A 21,701-nucleotide genomic window follows, 5' to 3' on the forward strand; every position below is an offset into this window, starting at 1 on the left:
TCACGGCCTGACCACGAAGCTGAAGCTGCCGGTGGTCTTGTGGGTGTCGACCGAAGCGGCGCCCCACTGCACCGTATAGGTGCCGGGCGAGAGGGGCGACACCGATACCGCCAGCGTGCGGCCGTCGCTGCCGGGCGGGAGGCGGACGTCGCCGGTGCTCACCGCGCGGCCGGCGCTGTCCTTGACCACCAGGCTGGAGAGCTTCGCCTCCAGCTGTTCGGTGAAGGTCGCCGTTACCTCGGCGGGCGCGGCGGCGACCACGCCATCCACCGGCGGCGAGGCGCTCCTGAGATGGGCATGGGCGCCGGCGGCGCCGGCGGTGCCGAGCAGCAATCCGGCGACGAGGACCGGCAGCCAGTGCCGCGCCGGCCGGCACGGGGCCTGTCGGTGCCGAATGCCCGGCAAGGGGAGCAGAGCACGTTCGCCGATCACCATTTGACGGTTCCCTTCTGCCAGGAAAGCAGCCGGTCGCGGGTGCGGAAAAGCAGGGTGGTGACGGCGGAGAACAGCAGCGCCATCAGCAGCAGCCCGGCATAGAGATGGCCATAGGCGCCCCAGCCCTGCGCCCAGGACAAATAGTAGCCGAGCCCGTCCTTCACCCCGAGCATCTCGGCCACCACCAGCACCGATATGCCGTTGCCGAGCCCCATGAACAGGCCGACGAAGACATGCGGCAGCGAGGCCGGCACCGCTACCTTGAGCAGCAGGAAGCGCCGGTCGGCGCCGAGCGTGCGGGCGACGTCGTAATAGGCGCTGTCGACGCTCGCGACGCCCGACCATGTGAGCACCGTCACCGGAAACCAGGTCGCCAGCGCGATGAGGAAGATGCCGGCGCTGAAGGTGCCGGGAAAGGCGAACAACACCAGCGGGATCAGCGCGGTGGTCGGCACCGGGCCGATGAAGCGCAGCACCGGGTGCACCCAATAGCCGACGCCGCGCGACCAGCCGGTGGCCACGCCGGTGAGGAAGCCGATCAGCGCGCCGATGCCGGTACCCAGGGCGAGCAGCAGCAGCGAGTGCCGAAGGCTGCTCCACAGCCGCGCATAATCGGTGGCGTAGACGTCGACGAGGTCCTGCGGCGGCGGGAAATAGGGCTGCGGCCACCAGCCGGTCTTGGCCGAGGCGATCTGCCAGATTGCGAGCAGCACCGGCAGGGCGCTGAGCCTGGGAGCGTTGCGTCGCAGCCATACGCCGAAGCGGCCGAGGCGCGGTCCCGCTATCGCCGAGGCCAGGAGCAGGCCGGCGAACAGGGCCTGCGCCGCCGCGAAATCCGCCGTGAGACGATGCGCCTGCCGGTCTGGCCACAGGCCGGTGACGGCGGCTGCCAGCAGCCACAGCCCCGCGGCGACGGCCAGGCCGGCAAAGGAGGGGCGGGCGGACAGGAAGGCCCGGATGAACGCGCCGCCGCCGGCGGCGGAATCGCGAGCGCTCGGGCCGAGGACGGCGTCGGTCACCTCTGCACCTCATATCTGGGGCATCCGCGCATCGGATGCAGAAACCGTATGGAAATCATGCCGGCTTCGGCAGTCGACAAATCGCGTCGTTGCCAAGATGGACGTTGTCGAGATCAAAAATACGGTGAAGGTACTGAATTCTGTCAATGACCGACGGCAAATGAAAAATATATACTCGCAAGCGGCGCGATCAGAGAGATTTATGCTTCCCTTCGTGCCGACAAAATGAGGATTTTCCGGCGACGCTCTCTACGCTTTGCACTGGACCAGCCGGTTTCCGGCATTTCGGGAGAGTGCGCGAATGGCAAAGCGGGAAGGGCAACTGCGACTGGGCGCCTTCTATCACGAGGGAGGCCACCATGTGGCGGCGTGGCGCCATGCGGGCGCGGCGTCGGAGGGACTGCAGGACCTGATCGACTTCGCGCGCAAGGCGGAAGCCGCCAAGTTCGACGCGGTGTTCTTCGCCGACGGGCCGGGCGTGCGGCTGCGCAACCTCGCCGTCGCCAGCGCCAAGGCGCATAGCGGCGTACGCGCCTTCGAGCCGGTCACGTTGCTCGCCGCCCTCGCGCTGGCGACCGACCGGATCGGCCTCGTCGCCACCGCCTCGTCGAGCTTCAACGAGCCCTACAACCTCGCTCGGCAATTCGCCTCGCTCGACCATATCTCCGGGGGGCGGGCGGGATGGAACCTCGTCACCACCAACGACCAGGATGCGGCGTTCAACTTCAATCACGGCGCCCAGCTGCCGCATGCGCAGCGCTACCAGCGGGCGGCCGAGTTCGCCGACGTGGTGCTGGGGCTATGGGACAGCTGGGAGGACGACGCCTTCCCGCGCGACCGCGAGGCCGGGCGCTATTTCGACCCCGCCAAGCTGCATGTGCTCGACCACAAGGGGCCGCATTTCCAGGTGCTCGGGCCGCTCAACATTCCCCGCACGCCGCAAGGCCATCCGGTGGTGGTGCAGGCCGGTTCCTCCGAGCCCGGCAAGGAGCTGGCGGCCCGCACCGCCGAGGTGATCTTCACCGCGCAGCAGACGCTGGAAGAGGCGATCGATTTCTACGCCGACGTGAAGGCGCGGCTCGCCCGCTACGGCCGCGCGCGCGACGACCTGAAGATCCTGCCCGGGGTCTCGCCGGTGGTCGGGCGGACCCGGGCCGAGGCGCGGGCGAAGTTCGAGGCGCTTCAGGAACTCATCACGCCCGAGGTCGGGCTGGGGCTTTTGTCGGACCATCTCGGCGCCGATCTCTCCGGCTACCCGCTGGACGGGCCGATACCCGACCTGCCGCCGACCAATGGCGGCAAGAGCCGGCAGACGCTGGTGGTCGACCTGGCGCTGCGGGAGAAACTGACGGTTCGCGAGCTCTATCTCCGCATCGCCGGCGCGCGGGGTCACTGGCAGCTGGTCGGGACGCCCGCCGATATCGCCGACCAGCTGGAGGAGCGCTTCGTCCATTACGGTGCCGACGGCTTCAACGTGATGCCGCCGCTGCTGCCGGGCAGCCTCGACGACTTCATCGAGCTGGTGGTGCCGGAATTGCGCCGGCGCGGCCTGTTCCGCTCCGAATATGAAGGCGACACGCTGCGCGATCATCTGGGCCTGCGGCGGCCGGAAAACCGCTTCGCCCGGCGGATCGCGGCGGCGGAATGACCATGAGCGACATCTCCTCGCGCTCCGAAGGCCGTCCCGCCGCGCCCCGCCTCACGCTGGCGGATGTCGTGCCGGCGGTGCCGCGGCCGCTGGTCGACGTGGTCGGGCTCGTCGCCGGCATCGCCTGGTTCGCCGTCGCGGCGTCGGCGCTGGCCCTGGAGGATGTCGGCGACTGGCCGCGCACCCCGACCTTCGCCGCCGCCGCAGGCCTCCTCGCCGCCGGCTTCATCGCCGTCGCCCTCGCCAGTCGCTGGCTGGGCGCGCCCTCGCGCTGGCTCGACCGGGCCGGACTCTGGCTCATCGTGCTCGGCCTGTTTTTCACGCTCTGGCAGCTCGCCTCGGCCAAGCTCGGCTGGGTGCCGCTGCCGTTCTTCCCACCGCCGCAGGCGCTGCTCGAGGTCTATCTCGACGATTTCCCGCGGCTTGGCGAGAGCATCCTCGCCTCGGTGAAGCTGCAGCTCTGGGGCTATTCCATCGGCGCGGTGGCGGGCTTCCTCACCGGCGTCTCGATCGGCTGGTCGCAGCGCGCCGCCTATTGGGTGCATCCGGTGCTGCGCTTCATCGGCCCGTTGCCGGCCGGCGCCTGGCTGCCCATCGCCTTCTTCGCCTTCCCCTCCAGCTGGAGCGCCGGCATCTTCCTGATCGCGCTGGCTACCGGCTTCCCGGTCACCGTGCTGACCTGGTCGGGCATATTGAGCGTCAACCCGGCCTATTACGACGTCGCCCGCACGCTCGGCGCGCGCTCCCGCTTCCTGGTGCTGAAGGTGGCGATCCCCGCCGCGCTGCCGCACGTCTTCGTCGGCCTGTTCATGGCGCTCGGCACCTCCTTCTCGGTGCTGGTGGTGGCCGAGCTGCTCGGCGTGAAGGCCGGGCTCGGCTTCTACATGCAGGCGGCGCAAGGCTGGGGCGACTACGCCAATCTCTACGCGGCGCTGCTCGTGCTGGCGCTGATCTGCTCGGGCGCGGTGTCGCTGCTGTTCGCCGCCCGCGACCGCTTCCTCTCCTGGCAGAAGGACCTCGTGACATGGTGACGGCCACCATCCAGACGCCGGAGGCGCCCCGCGTCGCCGGCGCGTCGCTCGACATCGAGGATGTCAGCCACGGCTTCGAGCTCGACGGCACGGTGCTGGAGGTGCTCGACGATGTGAGCCTGCACGTCGCGCCCGGCGAGTTCGTCGCGCTGCTCGGCCCGTCCGGTTGCGGGAAGTCGACGCTGCTGCGCCTCATCGCCGGACTGGAGCCGCCGACCCGAGGCAGGCTGGCCGAAGCCGGGCGGCCGATCGCCGGACCCAACCCTTCGCGGGTGGTGGTGTTCCAGGACCCGACGCTGTTCCCCTGGCGCACCGTCCGGCGCAACGTCGCCGTCGGGCCGGAAGCGCAGGGCACGCTGAAGCAATCGCAGCAGCGCATCGACGAGGCGCTCGCGCTGGTGGGCCTCTCCAAATTCGCCAAGGCCTATCCGCACCAGCTGTCCGGCGGCATGGCGCAGCGCGTGGCGCTGGCCCGCGCGCTGGTGAACGACCCCGACGTGCTGATCCTCGACGAGCCGCTCGGCAAGCTGGACTCGCTGACCCGCATCACCATGCAGGCCGAACTGGTGTCGCTGTGGCGGCGCGAGGGGTTCACCGCGATCCTGGTCACCCACGATGTCGAGGAGGCGCTGTTCCTCGCCAACCGCGTCATCGTGTTCAGCGACCGGCCGGCGCATGTGAAGGCCGACATCCCGGTCGATCTTCCCTATCCGCGCCACCGCGGCGATCCGCGGCTCGCCGAGCTGCGCCGGCAGGTGCTCGGCCTGCTCGGCCTCGACGCCGACTGGTAGCGCGCCTCATCCGCCATTCCCCCATTTCCTTCGAAAGGTTCTCCCGATGGCCGATTTCCCGCAGTCCCTCATTTCGCGCCGGCATCTGATCGGTGCCGCCGGTGCGCTCGCGGTGGGCGCGCCCTTCGCCGCCGGCCTGCTCGACGTGCCGGCACTGGCGCAGACGGCCGCGCCGCTCAAGGTGAAGCTCGGCTGGAGCGGCACCGGCATCTGCCTCATCTCGGTGCCCGCCGCGGTGGAGAAGGGCTTCTTCGTGAAGCATGGCCTCGACGTGGAGATCGTCAAGTTCGGCTCGGCCTTCGACCAGAGCCTCGAGGCGGTCGCCTCCGGCAAGATCGACGCCACGGTGAACTTCATCCTGCGCTTCCTGAAGCCGCTGGAGCAGGGCATCAACATCAAGTTCACCGGTGCGCTGCATGGCGGCTGCATCCGCGTGCTGACCCCCACCGAGGCGGGGATCACCGACTACACGCAGCTGAAGGGCAAGACCATCGGCGTGGTCGACCTCGCCAGCGCCGCCAAGAACTTCACCTCGGTGCAGCTCTACAAGGCCGGCCTCGACCCCTACAAGGATGTCGAGTGGCGGGTCTATCCGGTCGACCTGCTCGGCGAGGCGGTGCGCAAGGGCGAGATCTTCGCCGCCGCCGACGCCGATCCCGGCATCTATCTGGTGCTGAAGAACAGTCAGGGCCGTCTCACCGAGCTCGGTGGCCTGGCGCACGGCATCTACAAGGATCTCAGCTGCTGCGGCGTCGCCGTCCGCAACGAGTTCATCACCGAGAACAAGCCGGCGGCGGCGGCGCTCACCCGCGCGCTGCTGGAATCGGCGGACTGGGTGCACAACAACCCCGACGAGGCGGCGCAGATCTTCACCGCCTATTCGCCGATCGCCAAGCCGGTCCTCGCCGAGATCATCCGCAGCCACACCCACCAGCATCATTTCGGCGGCGGCCCGGACCTGCAGAAGGAGGTCGCCATCTATGCCGACGACCTCAAGACGGTGGGCATCCTCAAGCCGCGCACCGATCCCGCCAAGCTCTCCGACCGCATCGTCGTCGACGTGCTGAGCTGACCCGAACCCGACGAGGAATGCACCGCCCATGACCAGTCCCGCCTCTCCCGACGCCGTCGCCCGCGAAGCCCTGCGTCTCATCGGTCCCGATCCCGAGAACTGGGTGCCGCCGCGCGCGGGCGTCGACCACAATGTCGCGATCATCGGCGGCGGCCAGAGCGGGACCACCTTCGCCTTCGCGTTGCGGCGCGCAGGCATCGGCGGGGTGACCGTGATCGAGGCGGCGCCGGACGAACGCTCGGCCGGCGTCTGGCTCACCCGGGCCCGGATGGAGCGGCTGCGCACACCGAAGAACCTGCCGGGACCGGAGCTCGGCATCGCCGGGCTGTCGTTCCAATCCTGGTACGAGGCGCGGCACGGGCGCGAGGCCTATGCCGCGCTCTCCACCATCCCGCGCCGCGACTGGGCGGATTATCTCATCTGGTACAAGGATTTCCTCGGCATTCCCGTACGCTACGGCGTGTGGCTCGCGCGCATCGAGCCGGCGGACGGGGTGTTCCGCCTGCATCTGGAGGCGGAGGGGCGCTCCTTCGTGGAGACGGCGCGCAAGGTGCTGCTCGCCAACGGCGTGGCGGGCAATGGTGGGCCGTTCGTGCCGCCGGTACTGGCCGACAACCTGCCGCGCACGCTCTATGCGCATACGGCGGACCTTATCGATTTCACGGCGCTGAAGGGCCGCTCGGTGGCGGTGATCGGCGCGGCGGCTTCCGCCTTCGATGCGGCGGCGACGGCGCTGGAGGCCGGGGCCGCCGAGGTGCATCTCTTCGCCCGGCGGGCGCAGATAGCTTCGGTGCCGATCAACCGGGTGCGCGGCTATCCCGGCGCCTATGACAACTACCCGGCGCTGCCGGATCGGGTGCGCTGGCTGCAGGCGCTGCGCTTCCTGCGCATCGGCTCGACGCCGCCGCCGGATGCGGTGCGGCGGGCGGTGCGCTTCGAGAACTTCCACCTGCATCTCGCGGCGCCCTGGACGGGCGCGCGGGAGGTGGGCGGGCGCATCGTCGCCACCGCCGCCGGCGAGAGCTTCGCCTTCGACTTCGCCATCGCCGGCACCGGCTATTTCGTCGATCCGGCGGCGCGGCCGGAACTGGCCGATGTCGCCGGCCACATCCTGCGCTGGCGCGACCGCTACACGCCGCCGGCCGATGAGCGGCATGAAGGGCTCGGCGCGCATCCCTATCTCGGGAGCGGTCACGAATATCTCGAGAAGGAGCCGGGCGCGGCGCCCTATCTCAAGGATATCCATGTCTACAACCCGGCCGGCTTCGTGAGCTTCGGCCTGCCGATCGGCGACGTGCCGAGCTTCCGGCGCGACATTCCCGGCGTGGTGGCGCGCATCAGCCGCGACCTGTTCCTCGCCGATCTCGACGCCCATGAGCGGCGCATCACCGGCACCATCGCCGCCGAGTTCGACGAGAGCCTCTATGCCTCCGCCATCTGGCGCGGCGCCAGGGCGGCGGCGGAATAGCCGGCCTCTCCCGAGGCAGGGCGGGGGCGGATGCATCCCGCCCTGTCGGTCCCCTCCCTGTCATCCGAGCGAGAAATCCCATGATCCGCCTCATCTGCGGCGCGCTCGCCCTGCTGCTTGGAGTTTCGCCGGCGCTCGCCGACGGAACGCCGAAGCGCGGCGGCACGCTCAACATGCTTGTCGAACCCGAGCCGCCGACGCTGGTCGGCATCGCCAACACCGCCGGGCCGACCGGCAAGGTGTCGCCCAAGGTCACCGAGGGATTGCTGAGCTACGGTTTCGACCTGAAGCCGCAGCCGCAATTGGCCACCTCCTGGGAGGTCTCGCCGGACGGGCTGCGCTATACCTTCAAGCTGCGGCCGGGGGTGAAGTGGCATGACGGCGCCGACTTCACCTCGGCCGACGTCGCCAACTCGATCCGGCTCCTGAAGCAGTATCATCCGCGCGGCCGGGCGACCTTCTCCAGCGTCGTCGACATCGAGACGCCGGATCCGCTCACCGCGATCCTCGTGCTGTCGAAGCCGGCGCCGTTCCTGCTCACCGCCTTCGCCGCCTCCGAGACGCCGATCGTGCCGAAGCACATCTATGGCGAGGGCGATCCCGCCGCCAATCCGGCCAACCGCGCGCCGATCGGCACCGGGCCCTACATCTTCAAGGAATGGGTGCGCGGCAGCCATGTCGTCTATGAGCGCAACCCGACCTATTGGGACGCGCCCAAGCCGTATATCGACCGGCTGGTGGTGAAATTCATCCCGGATGCGGCGGCGCGGGCGGTGGCGTTCGAGACCGGCGCCGTCGATATCGGCGGCGAGAGCCCGGTGCCGCTCAGCGAGATCGAGCGGCTGAAGGCCGACCCGAAGCTCGGCATCGAGACGCATGGCTATGAATACAGCGCCTCGGTGACCCGCATCGAATTCAACCTCTCCAACCCCTATCTCAAGGACATAAGGGTGCGGCGCGCCATCGCGCATGCCATCGACCGCAAGGTGATCCTCAACACCGTCTGGTACGGCTATGGCCTGATCTCGCCGACGCCGATCAGCCCGGTGTTGGCCCGCTATGCCGACCCCGACGCCAAGATCTATGTCTATGACCCGAAGCAGGCGGAGCAACTGCTCGACGAGGCCGGCTTCAAGCGCGGGCCGGACGGCGTGCGCTTCCGGCTGACGCATGATTTCCTGCCCTATGGCGACGGCTTCAAGCGCACCGCCGACTACATCGCCCAGGCGCTGCGCCGGGTCGGCATCGAGGTGACGATCCGTTCGCAGGACTTCGCGACCTACATCAAGCGCGTCTATACCGACCGCGACTTCGACTTCACCAATAATTCGATGGGCAACACCTTCGACCCGACCATCGGCGTGCAGCGGCTCTACTGGTCGAAGAATTTCAAGAAGGGCGTGCCGTTCTCCAACGGCTCCGGCTGGAACAACCCGGAGGCCGACGCGGCGCTGGAAGCCGCGGCGGTGGAGACCGACGAGGAGAAGCGCGTCGCCGATTTCCGCGCCTTTCAGCGGCTGGTGGTGGAGGAGGTGCCGGACATCACCCTGCTCAGCCTGTCGCAGGTGACGATCTACAACCGCAAGGTCAAGGACCACACGGTGGGCGCCGGCGGCCTCAACGACAATCTCGCCGGCGTGTGGATCGATCCGTGAAAGGGCCGGCGGCGGGAGCCCCATTCCCGCCGCCGGCGGCCTTCGCTTCAGGATGCGGGAGCAGCATTCCGGCGAAGGCATTGGTAGATCAGGATTTCAGATGCTCCGGGTCGATCACAGGCGCAGGCCGGCCTGCTTCAGCAAGGGCAGGATCCGCGCACCGAAGAAGGCGAGATCGGGCTCGAAGTCGTAGAAGGCGAGCTGGAAGCCGTCGACGCCGGCCGCGTGCAGCCGCACCAGCTGGTCGGCGATCTGCTCCGGCGAGCCGATGAGCTGCACATTGCCGCCAATGGCGCCGCCGACCCCGAAGCGCAGGTCGCCTCCCTTGTGGCCACGCCAGGCATGGGCGTCGCTGTCGAGCCGGGCGCGGCCGGCGATGGAGGCGAGGTCGACATTGTCGACGATGGCCTGCGCGTAAGCCTCTGCTTCCGCTTGCGTTTCCCGCGCGACGATCAGCGGGTTGAGGATGGTGCGGATGTCGCGGCCATGGGCGCGGGCCGCCTGCTTGAGCCGGGCGGTGTGGGCGGGCAGCGAGGCGAGGGCGCTGTCGATATCGCCGCCGCCGGGGCTGGCGACGAAGACGAGATCGGAGTGCCGCGCGGCGAAATCGATGCCGGCATCGGAGCCGGTGGCGTTCACCAGCACCGGCCGGCCGAAGAGCGGACGCGGGCTGATATAGGCGTCCTTGAACTGCCACGCGGCCTGGCCGCGATAAGAAAAAGGTTCTTCTTCCGTCCACAATCGCTTGAGAACACTAACGAATTCATCGGCGAGCTCATAGCGCCGGTCGTGCTCGATGCGGCTCCAGCCGAACAGCTCGTGCTCATAGGCGCGGTGGCCCGTGACGACGTTGATGCCCCAGCGGCCCTTGGAAATATGGTCGAGCGTGGCACCGAATTTGGCGAGGTGGATGGGGTGCCAGGGGCCGTAGAGGACGTGAAGCGTCGAGACCAGCAGGATGCGGCTGGTGATGGAGGCCAGCGAGGCGGTGGCGATGAAGGAATCCAGCCCCGCCTCGGTGCGGGTCGGGCCCTGTCCGCCCTTCGGCATCCATTGGGCGACGCCGAAAACGAGATCGAAGCCAAGTGCTTCTGCCGTCAGCGTTAATTTCGCGTTGTAGTCGAAGGACCAGTCGGTGCCGCGCGGCAAAGTGGAGTTGCTCCACCCGCCGTGATGGATCGGCAGGAACAGCCCGAGCAGCGCCGGCTGCCTCAGCGCCTGCGACAGCGGGCTGTCGGGAAAGTCGGCCGGCGCGGTGTGCAGTGAGGTGTACGATGAGGCCGAGGGGACCACGTTCATCGCGCTATCTCCGTTGAAGGCCGGGTGTCACCGGTCGAGCCACACATCGGCGAAGTTGGCGGCGAGGCCGTCGGCGGTCAGCGTGTGGTTCTTCACCGCCTTGTTGAACACGGTGAAGCTCTGGAAGGAGACCAGATTCACCGCCGGCAAGTCGGCATCCACCTGGCGCTGGAAGGCGAAGAAGAGCTCGCGGCGCTTGGCTGGGTCGATCTCCACCGCCGCGGCCTCCAGGAGGCGGTCGACTTCCGGATTGGCGTAGTGGCTGGCATTGGAGAAGCCGAGGCCGATCTTGAAGTTCTTCGACCAGTAGCCGCGCTGGGCGCCGATGGTGGGATCGAAGGTGTTGCCGAGCTGCTCGACCTCGATGTCGAAGGCGCGGTCGGTATAGACCTTGCGGACATAGGCGGCGAACTCGTAGTTCTCGATCACCGCGTTGATGCCGACCTTGGCGAGCGCGCTGCGGATATATTCCGCCGAACGCCGGTTGCCGTCATTATAGGGGTTGTAGAGCAGGCGCAGGGTGAAGCGCTTGCCGTCCGGCCCGCGCGGTCGGCCGGCCTCGTCGAGCAGCTTTTCCGCCAGCGCGACATTGAAGGCATGCGGCTTGACGCTTGGATCGTGGAACGCCTTCAGCACCGGGGCGATCGGGGTGGGCGAGACGACGCCGTAGCCATACCATGCCACTGCGAGGTTCGCCTTGAGGTCGATGGCGTGGGCGATGGCCTGGCGGACCTTGAGGTCCTGCAGCACCGGCGTGTCGAGGTTGAAGAAGAGCTGGCCCTGATTGCCGGCATATTCGTAGCCCTTCGTCTCGATGCCGAGATCGGGCAGCGACTGGAAGCGCTCGCGGTCGGCGAGCGGGATCGGGTTGTCGCCGGCGAGCAGCACTTCGCCGGTCTCCAGCGCCGCCGCGCGGGCGGAGGCATCGGGGATGAACTTCACCACGACGCGGTTGAGCCAGGGCTTCGGCTTGTCCCAATAGTCGGGATTGCGCTCCAGCACGAGGTGGCTGCCGCGCACCCATTCCTTGAACACGAACGGGCCGGTGCCGATGGGGCGGCTGCCGTTCGGATTGGCGGAGATGTCGGTGCCGTCATAGACGTGCTTCGGCACGATCGGCGCCTCGCCGGCGGAGAGCGCGGTGAGCAGATAGGGCGCGGGCTTCGACAGCACCAGCACCGCGGTCAGCGGGTCGGGCGTTCTCACCTCGGCGACATTGGCGAAGGTGCCGCGCCCGCGCGGATGGGTGCGCTTCAGCGTCAGGATCGAGAAGGCGACGTCTTCGGCGGTGAAGGGCTTGCCGTCATGCCACTTCACGCCGTCGCGCAAATGGAAGGTGTATTCGAGGCCGTTCTCGGCCACCTCCCAGGAGGTGGCGAGCTGGGGATGCGGCTTCAGCTCGAAATCATAGGTGAGCAGCCCCTCCGTGACCTTCGGCCCGATACGCTGGGTGGCGCCGAAGCTGTTGTCGATGCCGACGATGGTGGTCGGCTCGGGCACGGCGATCATGGTGAGCGTGCCGCCGCGCTTCGGCTCCTCGGCAGGGGCGGAGGTGGCCGCGATGGCGAGGATCACGGCGGCGGCGAGCGGGCGGAAGGGGGCGGGAAGCGACAGCATCAGGAAGGTTCCGGGAAAAGGGACCCCAGCCTAGCGCGGTGTCGTCGTTTCGGAGTAGAAAAATCTACTGAATTAATATACTAAAAGGGATGCTCATTCCGCCCCATCTTGGCGAGGATGCGCCGCCTCGCCGGGGCGCATGGGCAGGCCATTTACGTCCAACCCATGAAGCGGTCTCATCCTGAGGGGCGAGCGTAAGCGAGCCTTGAAGGAGGCTCGGTAAAGCGCGCCCGGACGAGCCTCCTTCGAGGCCCGCCTGACGGCGGGCACCTCAGGATGAGGTGGCTTTGGATGGAGCGGGAATTCGCGGCGGGGCCTGACCAGGATTGGGCGGCTTCACCTTTTTTCCCCTGGGCCCCGGAGCGGCACCGTGCTGCGCACGGCTTGTCGGGCGACCGGGAGCGGGAATAGCCGGGCGAAAGCCCAAGACAGCAGACAAGACAGCAGACAGGAGCCTTCATGGAATATCGTCGCCTCGGCCGCAGCGGTCTCAAGGTTTCGGAGATCGCGCTCGGCACCATGACGTTCGGCAAGGGCACGGACGAGGCGGAGGCCGGCCGCATCCTCGACGCGGCGCTGGATGCCGGCGTCAACTTCATCGACACCGCCGACACCTATGCCGAGGGAGCCTCCGAGGCCTATCTCGGCCGGCTGCTCGGCGGCATCCGTCACGAGCTGGTGCTGGCCACCAAGTTCAACAACCCGACCGGCGGCGGGCCGAACGATTCCGGCTCCTCGCGGGCGCATGTCGTGCGGGCGCTGGAAGACAGCCTCACCCGGCTGCGCACCGACCATATCGACCTCTACTACATCCATCATGTCGACGTGCAGACGCCGCTCGACGAGACCCTGCGGGCGCTCGACGACCTCGTGCGCGCCGGCAAGGTGCGGTACATCGCGGCGAGCAATTACGAGGCCTGGCGGCTGCTGGAGGGGCTGTGGCTGAGCGACAGCAATGGCTGGAGCCGCTTCGTCGCCTATCAGCCGCAATACAACCTGCTGGTGCGCGACATCGAGGACGAGATCGTGCCGGTGTGCGAGCTGAAGGGCGTCGGCATCGTCGCCTGGGGGCCGCTGGCCGGCGGGCTGCTGACTGGCAAGTACCAGGGCGGCACGACGGCGATTCCCGGCTCGCGCTCGCAAGAGGGCTGGGGCTTTCGCGACCGGCAGGTGTTCTACCATGCCGACCGCGAGGCGGTGGTGGCGACGCTGATCGAGCTCGCCGGCGAACTCGGCCGCCGGCCGGCCGCCATCGCCATTCGCTGGCTGCTGGAGCGGGCGGCGGTCTCGAGCGTCATTGCCGGCGCGCGCGACGCGGCGCAGTTCGCCGACAATGCCGCGGCGGCGGGATGGACGCTGCCGCCGGAGGCGAAGGCGCGGCTCGACGCGGTCTCGGCGCCGCCGCCGCGCTACCCCAAGGCGTTCGAGGCGCGGATGCAGGAACGGCGCGACGCGGCGGTGCGGTTTTCCGTGCGGCGGGGGTGAGGGGCCGGGAGGGACGCTGGGGGGCGTCCTGCACCGGCGGATACGTGGCAATGGGAAGCGCTCTCCCGGTGGGTGAGGGGGCGGGTCTCTCCCGGCTTCCCGATCGCCAGAGCCCCTCACCGACCCGCTGCGCGGGCCACCTCTCCCCGACGGGGAGAGGGAGGGAAGGAGATGCAATGGGGGATGTCCTCTCACCCGGCGCGCCGTCATGGCCGGGCTTGACCCGGCCATCCACGCGGTCCCGCCGGGCCCACCGTTTCAGGGCGTTGCACCCGGCCGAAGGCGTGGATCCCCGGGCCAAGCCCGGGGATGACGCGGTGGGGGTGGGAGTATGGGCCGGGACGATGTGTCCCGCGGCCGGGACATTGCGGAGCGTTGCACCCGGCCGAAGGCGTGGATCCCCGGGCCGAGCCCGGGGATGACGCGGTGAGGGTGGGAGTGTGGGCCGGGATGTCCTTTCATCCGGCACGCCGTCATGGCCGGGCTTGACCCGGCCATCCACGCGGTCCCGCCGGGCCCACCGTTTCAGGGCGTTGCACCCGGCCGAAGGCGTGGATCCCCGGGCCGAGCCCGGGGATGACGTGGTGAGGGTAGGAGTGTGGTCCGGGATGTCCTCCCATCCGGCACGCCGTCATGGCCGGGCTTGACCCGGCCATCCACGCGGTCCCGCCGGGCCCACCGTTTCAGGGCGTTGCACCCGGCCGAAGGCGTGGATCCCCGGGCCGAGCCCGGGGACGACGTGGTGGGGGTGGGAGTGTGGGCCGGGATGGCGTCGTGCAGGGCGGAAGGGCCGTCCGGGATGACGTCGCCGCAAGTCTGCGGGACGCCGGCCTGTCCCGCGTGCCAACCCGTGTGTCCGCTTGCCAGAAAGCAACCTCATCCTGAGGTGCGAGCGATAGCGAGCCTCGAAGGAGGCTCGCGAGCGCGCCCGGACGACCATCCTTCGAGGCCCGGCCTGCGGCCGGGCGCCTCGGGATGAGGGGGCACTCAGCATCGGCGCTTCGGGATGCAGGCAACATCGGCACTTGAGGACGTACCCAACATCGGCGCTTCGGAATGCGGGCAACATCGGCGCTTCGGGATGTACCCAACATCGGCATCGCGGGATGTCGGCAAATCTCTCCATCGCGGGGTGAACGCCACATCGCGTCACCTCGGGATGGAGAGGCGTGGAGCATCGGCATGAAGGGCGGAGCGTCCCGCCCCCTCAGGCCGCCCCGGCCTTCAGCAGCACCGGCGTGCGGGCGAGGCGCTCCGGGCGGGGGGCCTCGCCGACCGCCGGCACCCGACCTTCGATCGGGTAGGCGGGGTCGTTATAGCCGGGCGTCGAGGCGTGGCCGGGCGCCACCAGCCGCTCCACCAGCGCCTCGTCCTCGGCGGTGAAGGCATAGTCGAGCGCCTTCACATAGCCGTCCCACTGTTCTTCCGTGCGCGGGCCGGCGATGGCGGAGGTGACCAGCCGGTTGTTCAGCACCCAGCCAATGGCGAAGTCCACCGGCGCGATGCCGCGCGAGGCGAGGTGGCGCTTGATCTCCTGCGCGATGGCGAGCGATTCCGGCCGCCACTCGGTCTCCTGAATGCGGCGGTCGTTGCGCCCGGCGCGGCTGTCGGGGGCCGGCGGCTGGTTCGGGTCGTATTTGGCGGTGAGGATGCCGCGCGCCAGCGGGCTGTAGGGCACCACGCCGAGGCCGTAGAACTGCGCCGCCGGCAGCTGCTCCACCTCGGCGGTGCGGCTGACGAGGTTGTAGAGCGGCTGGCTGGCGATGGGCCGGTCGATGTTGAACCCATCGGCGAGTTGCGCCACCTCGGCGATGCGCCAGCCGCGGAAGTTGGACAGGCCGAAATAGCGCAGCTTGCCGGCGCGGATGAGATCCGCCACCGCGCGGACCGCCTCGCCGAGCGGCTCGTCGACCACCGCCTTATGGAAGTAGAGGAGGTCGATATAGTCGGTGCTGAGGCGCTTCAGGCTGTTGTCGACCGCCTCGAAGATCCATTTGCGCGAGGAGCCGCTCTGGTTGACGCCGTCGGCGCCGCCGACCGGATTGGTAAACTTGGTGGCGATGGTGAAGCGGTTGCGATTGGCCTTCACCGCCGTGCCGATGATCTCCTCCGAGCGACCGCCGGTATAGACGTCGGCGGTGTCGAGGAAGTTGAAGCCGGCGTCGAAGGCCTTGTGGATGATGCGGTGCGCGGTCGCCTCGTCGGTGGGGCCGCCGAACATCATGGTGCCGAGGCTGAGCGGGGGAACCTTGAGGCCGGAGCGGCCGAGATAGCGATAATCGGGCATGGGGATCTCCATGGGTGGGGCGGGCGGGGCCGCGTCAGTTGTCGGCGTGATGGCAGGCGACGCTGCGCCCCGGCGCCAGATCGCGCAAGGCCGGGTCCTCGCGGCGGCAGCGATCGGTGGCGAGCGGGCAGCGCGGGTGGAAGCGGCAGCCGGTGGGCAGGTTGCTGGCGCCCGGCAATTCGCCGGGCAGGCTGGCGGCCTGCCGCCCGCGCGCGGCATCCGGCACCGCGGCGAGCAAGGCGCGGGTGTAGGGGTGCAGCGGGCGCTCATAGAGGGCGCGGTGGTCGCCGGTCTCGACGATGCGGCCGAGATACATCACCAGCACGCGGTCGGCGAAATAGCGCACCACCGACAGGTCGTGCGAGATGAACAGGTAGGAGAGGCCGAGCTCGCGCTTCATCCCGACCAGCAGGTTGAGGATCTGCGCCTGGATGGAGAGGTCGAGGGCGGAGACCGGCTCGTCGCAGATGATCAGTTCCGGCTCGAGGATCAGCGCGCGGGCGATGCCGAGCCGCTGGCGCTGGCCGCCGGAGAATTCGTGCGGGTAGCGCCCGAGCGCGTCCGGCGGCAGGCCGACCCGGTGCACGATGTCGCGCAGCTTGTCGCGCCGCTCGCGCCTTGTCCCGATGCCGTGCACGGCGAGCGGGCCGGCGAGGATCTCCTCCACCGTGTGGCGCGGGTTGAGCGAGCCGAACGGATCCTGGAACACCATCTGCAGCCGCCGGCGCAGCGGGCGCAACTGGCCGGCGGACAGGCCGGTGAGCTCGGTGCCGTCGAAGCGGACGCTGCCGGCCTTCGGCTCGACAAGACGGATGATCGACTTGCCGAGGGTGGACTTGCCGCAGCCGGATTCGCCGACCAGGCCGACCGTCTCGCCCCTGGCGATCTCGAAGGACACGCCGTCGACGGCGCGCAGCGTGGCGCCGCCTTGCGTGTAGTGACTGCACAGGTCAGAGACCGACAGGATGGCCATGCGGCGCCTCCCTCAGCGTGGTGACGGGGCAGGCGACGAAATGGCCGTCGCCCTGCGGCAGCAGCGGCGGCATCGCCGCGCGGCAGGCGTCCCGCGCGACCGGGCAGCGCGGCGCGAAGGGGCAGCCTTCCTCGCCCGCCGCCGAGACGATGCTGCCGGGAATCTCGATCAGCGGGCCGTCGCTGTAGTGGTAGTCGGCGCGCAGGCGCGGCGAGGCGGCGAGCAGGCCCTGCGTATAGGGATGCGCCGGGGTGCCGAAGATCAGCTGCGGGCGCGCCTCCTCCACCTTGCGGCCGGCATAGAGGGCGATCACCCGGTCCGCCCATTGCGCGACGACGCCGAGGTCGTGGGTGATGAGCAGCAGCGCCATGGAGAGCTCGCGGCGCAATTCGTCGAGCAGTTCGAGGATCTGTGCCTGGATGGTGACGTCGAGCGCGGTGGTCGGCTCGTCGGCGATCAAGAGGCGCGGATGCGCGGCGATGGCCACCGCGATCATCACCCGCTGGCGCTGGCCGCCGGAGAATTCGTGCGGATAGGCGTCGAGCCGGCGATGCGCCTGCGGGATGCGCACGAGATCGAGGAGTTCGGCCGCTCGCTTGCGCGCCGCGCGGCGGGAGAGGCCCTCATGCAGCTCCAGCACCTCGGCGACCTGCCGGCCGACCGTCATGACCGGGTTGAGCGAGGTCATCGGCTCCTGGAAGATCATCGCCATGTCGCGCCCGCGCAGCCGCCGCATCTCCGGCTCGGGCAGCTGGGCGATGTTGCGGCCGGCAAACAGGATGCGGCTCGCCGGGCCGAGCCGGGCATTGCGCGGCAGGAGGCGCATCAAGGCGAGGGCGGTGAGCGACTTGCCGGAGCCGGATTCGCCGACCAGGGCCAGCGTCTCGCCCTCGTCGATGGTGAAGGAGAGGTCCGGCACCGGCACGGCGCGGGGGAAGGCGATGGACAAATGGCGGACGTCGAGCACGGCGGCCATGGGTCAGCGCTCCGCCGCGAGGCGCGGGTTGAGCGCGTCGTTGAGGCCGTCGCCGATCAGGTTCAGCGCCAGCACGGTGAAGACGATGACGAGGCCGGGCAGGGCGGTGAGAAACCAGGCGGTGCGCAGCAATTCGCGCCCGGCGCCGATCATCGAGCCCCAGCTGACAACGTTGGGATCGCCCATGCCCATGAAGGAGAGCGCACTCTCGTTGAGGATCGCCATCGCCACCATGACGGAGGCGGTGACGATGAGCGGCGGCAGCGCGTTGGGCAGGATCTCGCGCAGGATGATGCGGGTGTGGCCGTAGCCGAGGCTCTTCGCCGCGGCGACGAACTCCTTGGCGCGGATGGCGCGGAACTCGGCACGCGCCAGCCGGGCGATGGTCGGCCAGGTGACGAGGCCGATGGCGACGGTGATGGTGGCGATGGTCGGCTGGGCGATCGCCACCAGCACGATGAGCAGGATGAAGCTCGGGATGGACTGGAAGATCTCGATCAGCCGCACCAGCAGCGCATCGAGCCGGCCGCCGAAATAGCCGGCCAGCGCGCCGACCGAGGTGCCGAGCAGCAGGCCGATGGCGGTGGCGGCGAGCCCGACCATCAGCGACACCCGCGCGCCGTGGAACAGGCCGGCGGCGACGTCGCGCCCGAGCGAATCCGTGCCGAGCGGGAAATCCGGGTCCTGTCCCGGCCAGAGGAGCGGGCGGGCCACCATGGCGAGCGGGTCGTCCGGGTAGAGGATCGGGGCGGCGAGCGCGGCGGCGACCACCAGGGCGAGGAAGACGAGGCCGGTCATCGCCGTCGGGTTCTTGACGAAGGCCTTGAGCGCCCGGCGCGAATCCGGCGGGGCCAGCTGCGCCTGCGCGCTCGACGCCCGTATCGCGTCGGCAGCGTGGACGTTGCTCCACGCCGAGAGCGGCGCCGGCCGTGCCGGACTGGCCGTCGCGGCGATTTCCGCCGGCGCCTCGGGCTCGGCCTCGTGCGCGACGGGCAGCGGCAGGCCGTCGCTGACCAAAGTGAGGTGCGGGCGGCTCATGGCGCGGCCTCGATGCGCGGATCGAGCCAGGCCTGGAGGAGATCGACCAGTATGTTGGCGAGGATGACCAGGAAGGAGGAGAGCAGCAGCACGCCGAGCAGCACGGTGAAATCGCGGCTCATCACCGCCTCATAGGCGAGGCGGCCGAGACCCGGCCAGGAATAGACCGTCTCCACCACCACGGCGCCGCCCATCAGGCCGCCGAGATGCACGCCGGCAATGGTGGTGACCGGCAGCAGCGCGTTGCGCAGCGCATGGCGCAGGGTGACGGCCATCGGCGACAGGCCCTTGGCGCGGGCGGTGCGGATGAAGTCCTGCGAGCGGACCTCCAGCATCGCCGCGCGGGTGAGGCGGGCATAGATCGCGACGTAGAACAGCGAGAGGGCGAGCGCCGGCAGCAGCATGTAGCGCGCCTTGTCGAGCAGGGCGGCAAGGCCGGTGGCTTCGGTGCCGATGCTGCCGGCGCCGCCGCTGGGCAGCCAGCCGAGATGCACCGAGAACAGCACGATGAGCATCAGCCCGATCCAGAAGCTCGGCACCGAATAGAACAGCAGCGCCAGCACCGAGAGCACCCGGTCCGGCCAGCGGCCGACCTGGGTCGCCATGACCACCCCGAGCCCGACGCCGATGACGAGGGCGAGGCCGAGCGCGATGCCCATCAGCGCCAGGCTGCTCGGCAGCCGCTGCAGGATGAGGTCGGCGACCGGCATGTTGTAGCGCGGCGAATAGCCGAGGCTGAAATGCGCGAGGTTCGACAGATAGGCAAGGAGCTGGTCGAGCACCGGCAGGTCGAGGCCGAAGCGGGAGCGCAGCGCCGCCATGGTCTCCTCGGTGGCGGCCCCGGATTCGCCGGCCATCACGTCGGCGGCGTCGCCCGGCGCGAGGCGTAGCAGGAAGAAATCGAGGATGACGATGCCGATCACGGTGGGCACCGCATGGACCAGCGTGCGGGCGAGCACGCGGGAGAGGCGCAGGAACTGGTGCATGCGGTGTCCTGTTCTGGGTGCCGGGGGCCGGCTCTGAATTCTCCGTCTCACCGAAACAGCCCTCATCCTGAGGGGGGCGGCGTGAGCCGGGCCTCGAAGGATGGTCGTCCTGGTGCGCCCGGATGAGCCTCCTTCGAGGCCCGCTATCGCACGCACCTCAGGATGAGGCGCGCGCGAGGGGTGGTCTCATCCAGTATAGGGAGCGCCGTGGGGCGGCTCTCATGCGGCATCTGACCTCTCATTATCCAAGAGCGGCCAAGCTCCCTCTCCCCGTCGGGGAGAGGGGTGGGGTGAGGGGGCTCGAGGCTTCCCAATCGCTAGAGCCCCTCACCGACCCGCTTCGCGGGCCACCTCTCCCCAACGGGGAGAGGGAAGGGAAGGAGCCGGCTCTCGCAGAGAGGGAGGGGAAGAGGCCGGCTCTCGGAGAGAGGGAAGGACAGAAGTCGGCTCCCAGGGAGGCCACTGGGAGTGCTTTCCGGATCGCGACGTTCCATGGATGGCGTCCACGGTTCACGCGCTCGCCCGCTCGTCGGCCGGCGTGGCGTAGCGGTTCGGCGGGCGGGGCAGGCCGAAGCGTTCGCGCAGGGTCTTCTCCGCATAGTGGCTGCGGAACAGGCCGCGCTGGCGCAGGATCGGCACCACATGGTCGACGAAGACCTCCAGCCCGGTCGGCAGCACGTCCGGCATCAGGTTGAAGCCGTCGGCGGCGCCGGCGACGAACCACGCCTCGATGTCGTCGGCGATGGCTTCCGGCGTGCCGACGATCACCCGGTGGCCGATGCCGCCGCCGAGCTTGTAGAGCAGCTGGCGGAAGGTGAGGTTGCCCTGGCGGGCGAAGTTCAGCGTGGCGCGGGCGAAGGTGGTGCTACCATTGACCGGGATCGGCAGGTCCGGCACCGGGGCGTCCAGTTCCAGATGGCTCAGGTCCTGGCCGAAGGTCTGGCCGAGCCGGGCGATGGCGTAGTCGAGCGGGATGAGGGCGCCGAGCTCCTCCTGCCGGCGTTTCGCCTCCGCCTCGGTGGAGCCGATGACGGTGGCGAGGCCGGGCAGCACCACGATGGAGCGCGGGTCGCGGCCATAGGCGGCGGCGCGGGTGCGCAGGTCGTCGGCATAGGCGCGGGCGCGCTCGATATCCTCGCCGACGCTGAACACGACGTCGGCGTGAAGGGCGGCGAGATCGCGCCCGTCGCCGGAGCCGCCGGCCTGCACCAGGATCGGCCGGCCCTGCGGCGAGCGCGGCAGGTTCAAGGGGCCGGCCACCTCGAAGAACGGGCCCTTGTGGTTGATGCGGTGCACCTTGGCGGGATCGAGGAAGCGCGCGGCGGCCTTGTCGCCGACGAAGGCGTCGTCCTCCCAGCTGTCCCAGAGCTCGCTCACCACCTCGGTGAACTCCTTGGCGCGAGCGTAGCGGGTGGCGTGCTCAGGCAGCGACTGGCCGAAATTGGCCGAGGCGTTGGGATCGGCGGTGGTGACGACGTTCCAGCCGGCGCGCCCGCCGCTGACGAGATCGAGCGTCGCGAAGCGGCGGGCGATGTTGTAGGGCTCGTTGTAGCTGGTCGAGGCGGTGGCGATGAGGCCGATATGCTCGGTGGCCGCGGCGATGGCGGTGAGCACCACGGTCGGCTCCAGCGACAGGAAGGGGCGCAAGTCCGGCTTGTCCTCCAGCGCCGGGCGGTCGGCGAGGAACACGGCGTCGAGCGTGCCGCGCTCGGCGATCTCAGCGCTGCGGACATAGTGGCCGATATCGAAGGTAGCGTGCGGGTCCGCCTCGGGGCTGCGCCAGGCCGAGGCATAGAAGCCGGCATGCAGGATGTTGATATTCAGATGAAGTTGACGGCGTCGGGTCATCGCTTGTCCCCCTGGGCCGACCATCATTGCGGCTGCGATTTAGAAGTCAATTAAATATACAGAATTTATATTC

The 21,701-nt window shown here is 69.3% G+C and carries 17 protein-coding genes; 7 read left to right on the forward strand and 10 right to left on the reverse strand.

The genetic code is table 11. The features are described 5' to 3' along the window. On the reverse strand, window positions 1-435 hold the full coding sequence (locus KHC19_RS17200; RefSeq protein WP_213353658.1) for a copper resistance protein CopC: 435 nt from the start codon (window positions 433-435) through the stop codon (window positions 1-3). Then, complete coding sequence (locus KHC19_RS17205) at window positions 429-1,394, reverse strand: ABC transporter permease (protein WP_213354215.1); 966 nt, start codon at window positions 1,392-1,394, stop codon at window positions 429-431. Before KHC19_RS17205 ends, KHC19_RS17200 begins: the two co-directional genes overlap by 7 nt. 361 nt (window positions 1,395-1,755) lie before the next feature. Here KHC19_RS17205 and KHC19_RS17210 point away from each other — a divergent pair, with 361 nt between their 5' ends. The 6 genes from KHC19_RS17210 to KHC19_RS17235 all read left to right on the forward strand — a co-directional run bounded on the left by KHC19_RS17210 (window position 1,756) and on the right by KHC19_RS17235 (window position 9,119). Then, entirely contained in the window at window positions 1,756-3,102 is a 1,347-nt protein-coding gene (locus KHC19_RS17210) for an LLM class flavin-dependent oxidoreductase (protein ID WP_213353660.1), read from the forward strand. A 2-nt stretch (window positions 3,103-3,104) separates the two neighbouring features. Next, the gene (locus KHC19_RS17215; RefSeq protein WP_213353662.1) at window positions 3,105-4,133 is read left to right on the forward strand and encodes an ABC transporter permease; all 1,029 of its coding nucleotides are present in this window, start codon (window positions 3,105-3,107) and stop codon (window positions 4,131-4,133) included. Beyond that, window positions 4,127-4,924, forward strand: coding sequence for an ABC transporter ATP-binding protein (locus tag KHC19_RS17220; protein WP_213353664.1), 798 nt, complete (start codon window positions 4,127-4,129; stop codon window positions 4,922-4,924). Before KHC19_RS17215 ends, KHC19_RS17220 begins: the two co-directional genes overlap by 7 nt. A gap of 46 nt (window positions 4,925-4,970) precedes the next feature. Beyond that, window positions 4,971-5,996: an ABC transporter substrate-binding protein gene (locus KHC19_RS17225; protein WP_213353666.1), complete on the forward strand. Its 1,026-nt coding sequence runs from the start codon at window positions 4,971-4,973 to the stop codon at window positions 5,994-5,996. A 28-nt stretch (window positions 5,997-6,024) separates the two neighbouring features. After that, window positions 6,025-7,464, forward strand: a complete 1,440-nt coding sequence (locus tag KHC19_RS17230) for an NAD(P)-binding domain-containing protein (protein ID WP_213353668.1) — start codon at window positions 6,025-6,027, stop codon at window positions 7,462-7,464. An 80-nt stretch (window positions 7,465-7,544) separates the two neighbouring features. After that, window positions 7,545-9,119 (forward strand): ABC transporter substrate-binding protein, encoded by a 1,575-nt coding sequence (locus KHC19_RS17235; RefSeq protein WP_213353670.1) that lies wholly within the window; start codon window positions 7,545-7,547, stop codon window positions 9,117-9,119. 114 nt (window positions 9,120-9,233) lie between these two features. Here the strand turns inward: KHC19_RS17235 and KHC19_RS17240 are convergent, their stop codons facing one another. Further along, window positions 9,234-10,418, reverse strand: coding sequence for an LLM class flavin-dependent oxidoreductase (locus tag KHC19_RS17240; RefSeq protein WP_213353672.1), 1,185 nt, complete (start codon window positions 10,416-10,418; stop codon window positions 9,234-9,236). A gap of 27 nt (window positions 10,419-10,445) precedes the next feature. Beyond that, complete coding sequence (locus KHC19_RS17245) at window positions 10,446-12,035, reverse strand: ABC transporter substrate-binding protein (RefSeq protein WP_213353674.1); 1,590 nt, start codon at window positions 12,033-12,035, stop codon at window positions 10,446-10,448. Window positions 12,036-12,494: 459 nt separating this feature from the next. On the opposite strand from KHC19_RS17245, the gene KHC19_RS17250 reads away from it, so the two are divergent. Then, complete coding sequence (locus KHC19_RS17250; RefSeq protein ID WP_213353676.1) at window positions 12,495-13,520, forward strand: aldo/keto reductase; 1,026 nt, start codon at window positions 12,495-12,497, stop codon at window positions 13,518-13,520. A gap of 1,207 nt (window positions 13,521-14,727) precedes the next feature. Here KHC19_RS17250 and KHC19_RS17255 read toward each other — a convergent pair. The 6 genes from KHC19_RS17255 to KHC19_RS17280 all read right to left on the reverse strand — a co-directional run bounded on the left by KHC19_RS17255 (window position 14,728) and on the right by KHC19_RS17280 (window position 21,628). Further along, entirely contained in the window at window positions 14,728-15,807 is a 1,080-nt protein-coding gene (locus KHC19_RS17255) for an aldo/keto reductase (protein WP_213353678.1), read from the reverse strand. 34 nt (window positions 15,808-15,841) lie between these two features. Further along, a complete protein-coding gene (locus KHC19_RS17260; protein ID WP_213353680.1) occupies window positions 15,842-16,780 on the reverse strand; it encodes an ABC transporter ATP-binding protein in 939 nt (312 codons plus the stop codon). Beyond that, entirely contained in the window at window positions 16,758-17,756 is a 999-nt protein-coding gene (locus KHC19_RS17265; protein WP_213353682.1) for an ABC transporter ATP-binding protein, read from the reverse strand. The genes KHC19_RS17260 and KHC19_RS17265 overlap by 23 nt, the downstream gene beginning before the upstream one ends. Window positions 17,757-17,759: 3 nt before the next feature. Continuing rightward, window positions 17,760-18,794, reverse strand: coding sequence for an ABC transporter permease (locus KHC19_RS17270; RefSeq protein ID WP_213353684.1), 1,035 nt, complete (start codon window positions 18,792-18,794; stop codon window positions 17,760-17,762). Further along, window positions 18,791-19,780: an ABC transporter permease gene (locus KHC19_RS17275; RefSeq protein ID WP_213353686.1), complete on the reverse strand. Its 990-nt coding sequence runs from the start codon at window positions 19,778-19,780 to the stop codon at window positions 18,791-18,793. The genes KHC19_RS17270 and KHC19_RS17275 overlap by 4 nt, the downstream gene beginning before the upstream one ends. A gap of 510 nt (window positions 19,781-20,290) precedes the next feature. Beyond that, window positions 20,291-21,628, reverse strand: a complete 1,338-nt coding sequence (locus KHC19_RS17280; RefSeq protein WP_213353688.1) for an LLM class flavin-dependent oxidoreductase — start codon at window positions 21,626-21,628, stop codon at window positions 20,291-20,293. Window positions 21,629-21,701 lie beyond the last annotated feature (73 nt).

The sequence above is a fragment of the Ancylobacter oerskovii genome, assembly GCF_018390555.1.
GTDB lineage: Bacteria > Pseudomonadota > Alphaproteobacteria > Rhizobiales > Xanthobacteraceae > Ancylobacter > Ancylobacter oerskovii.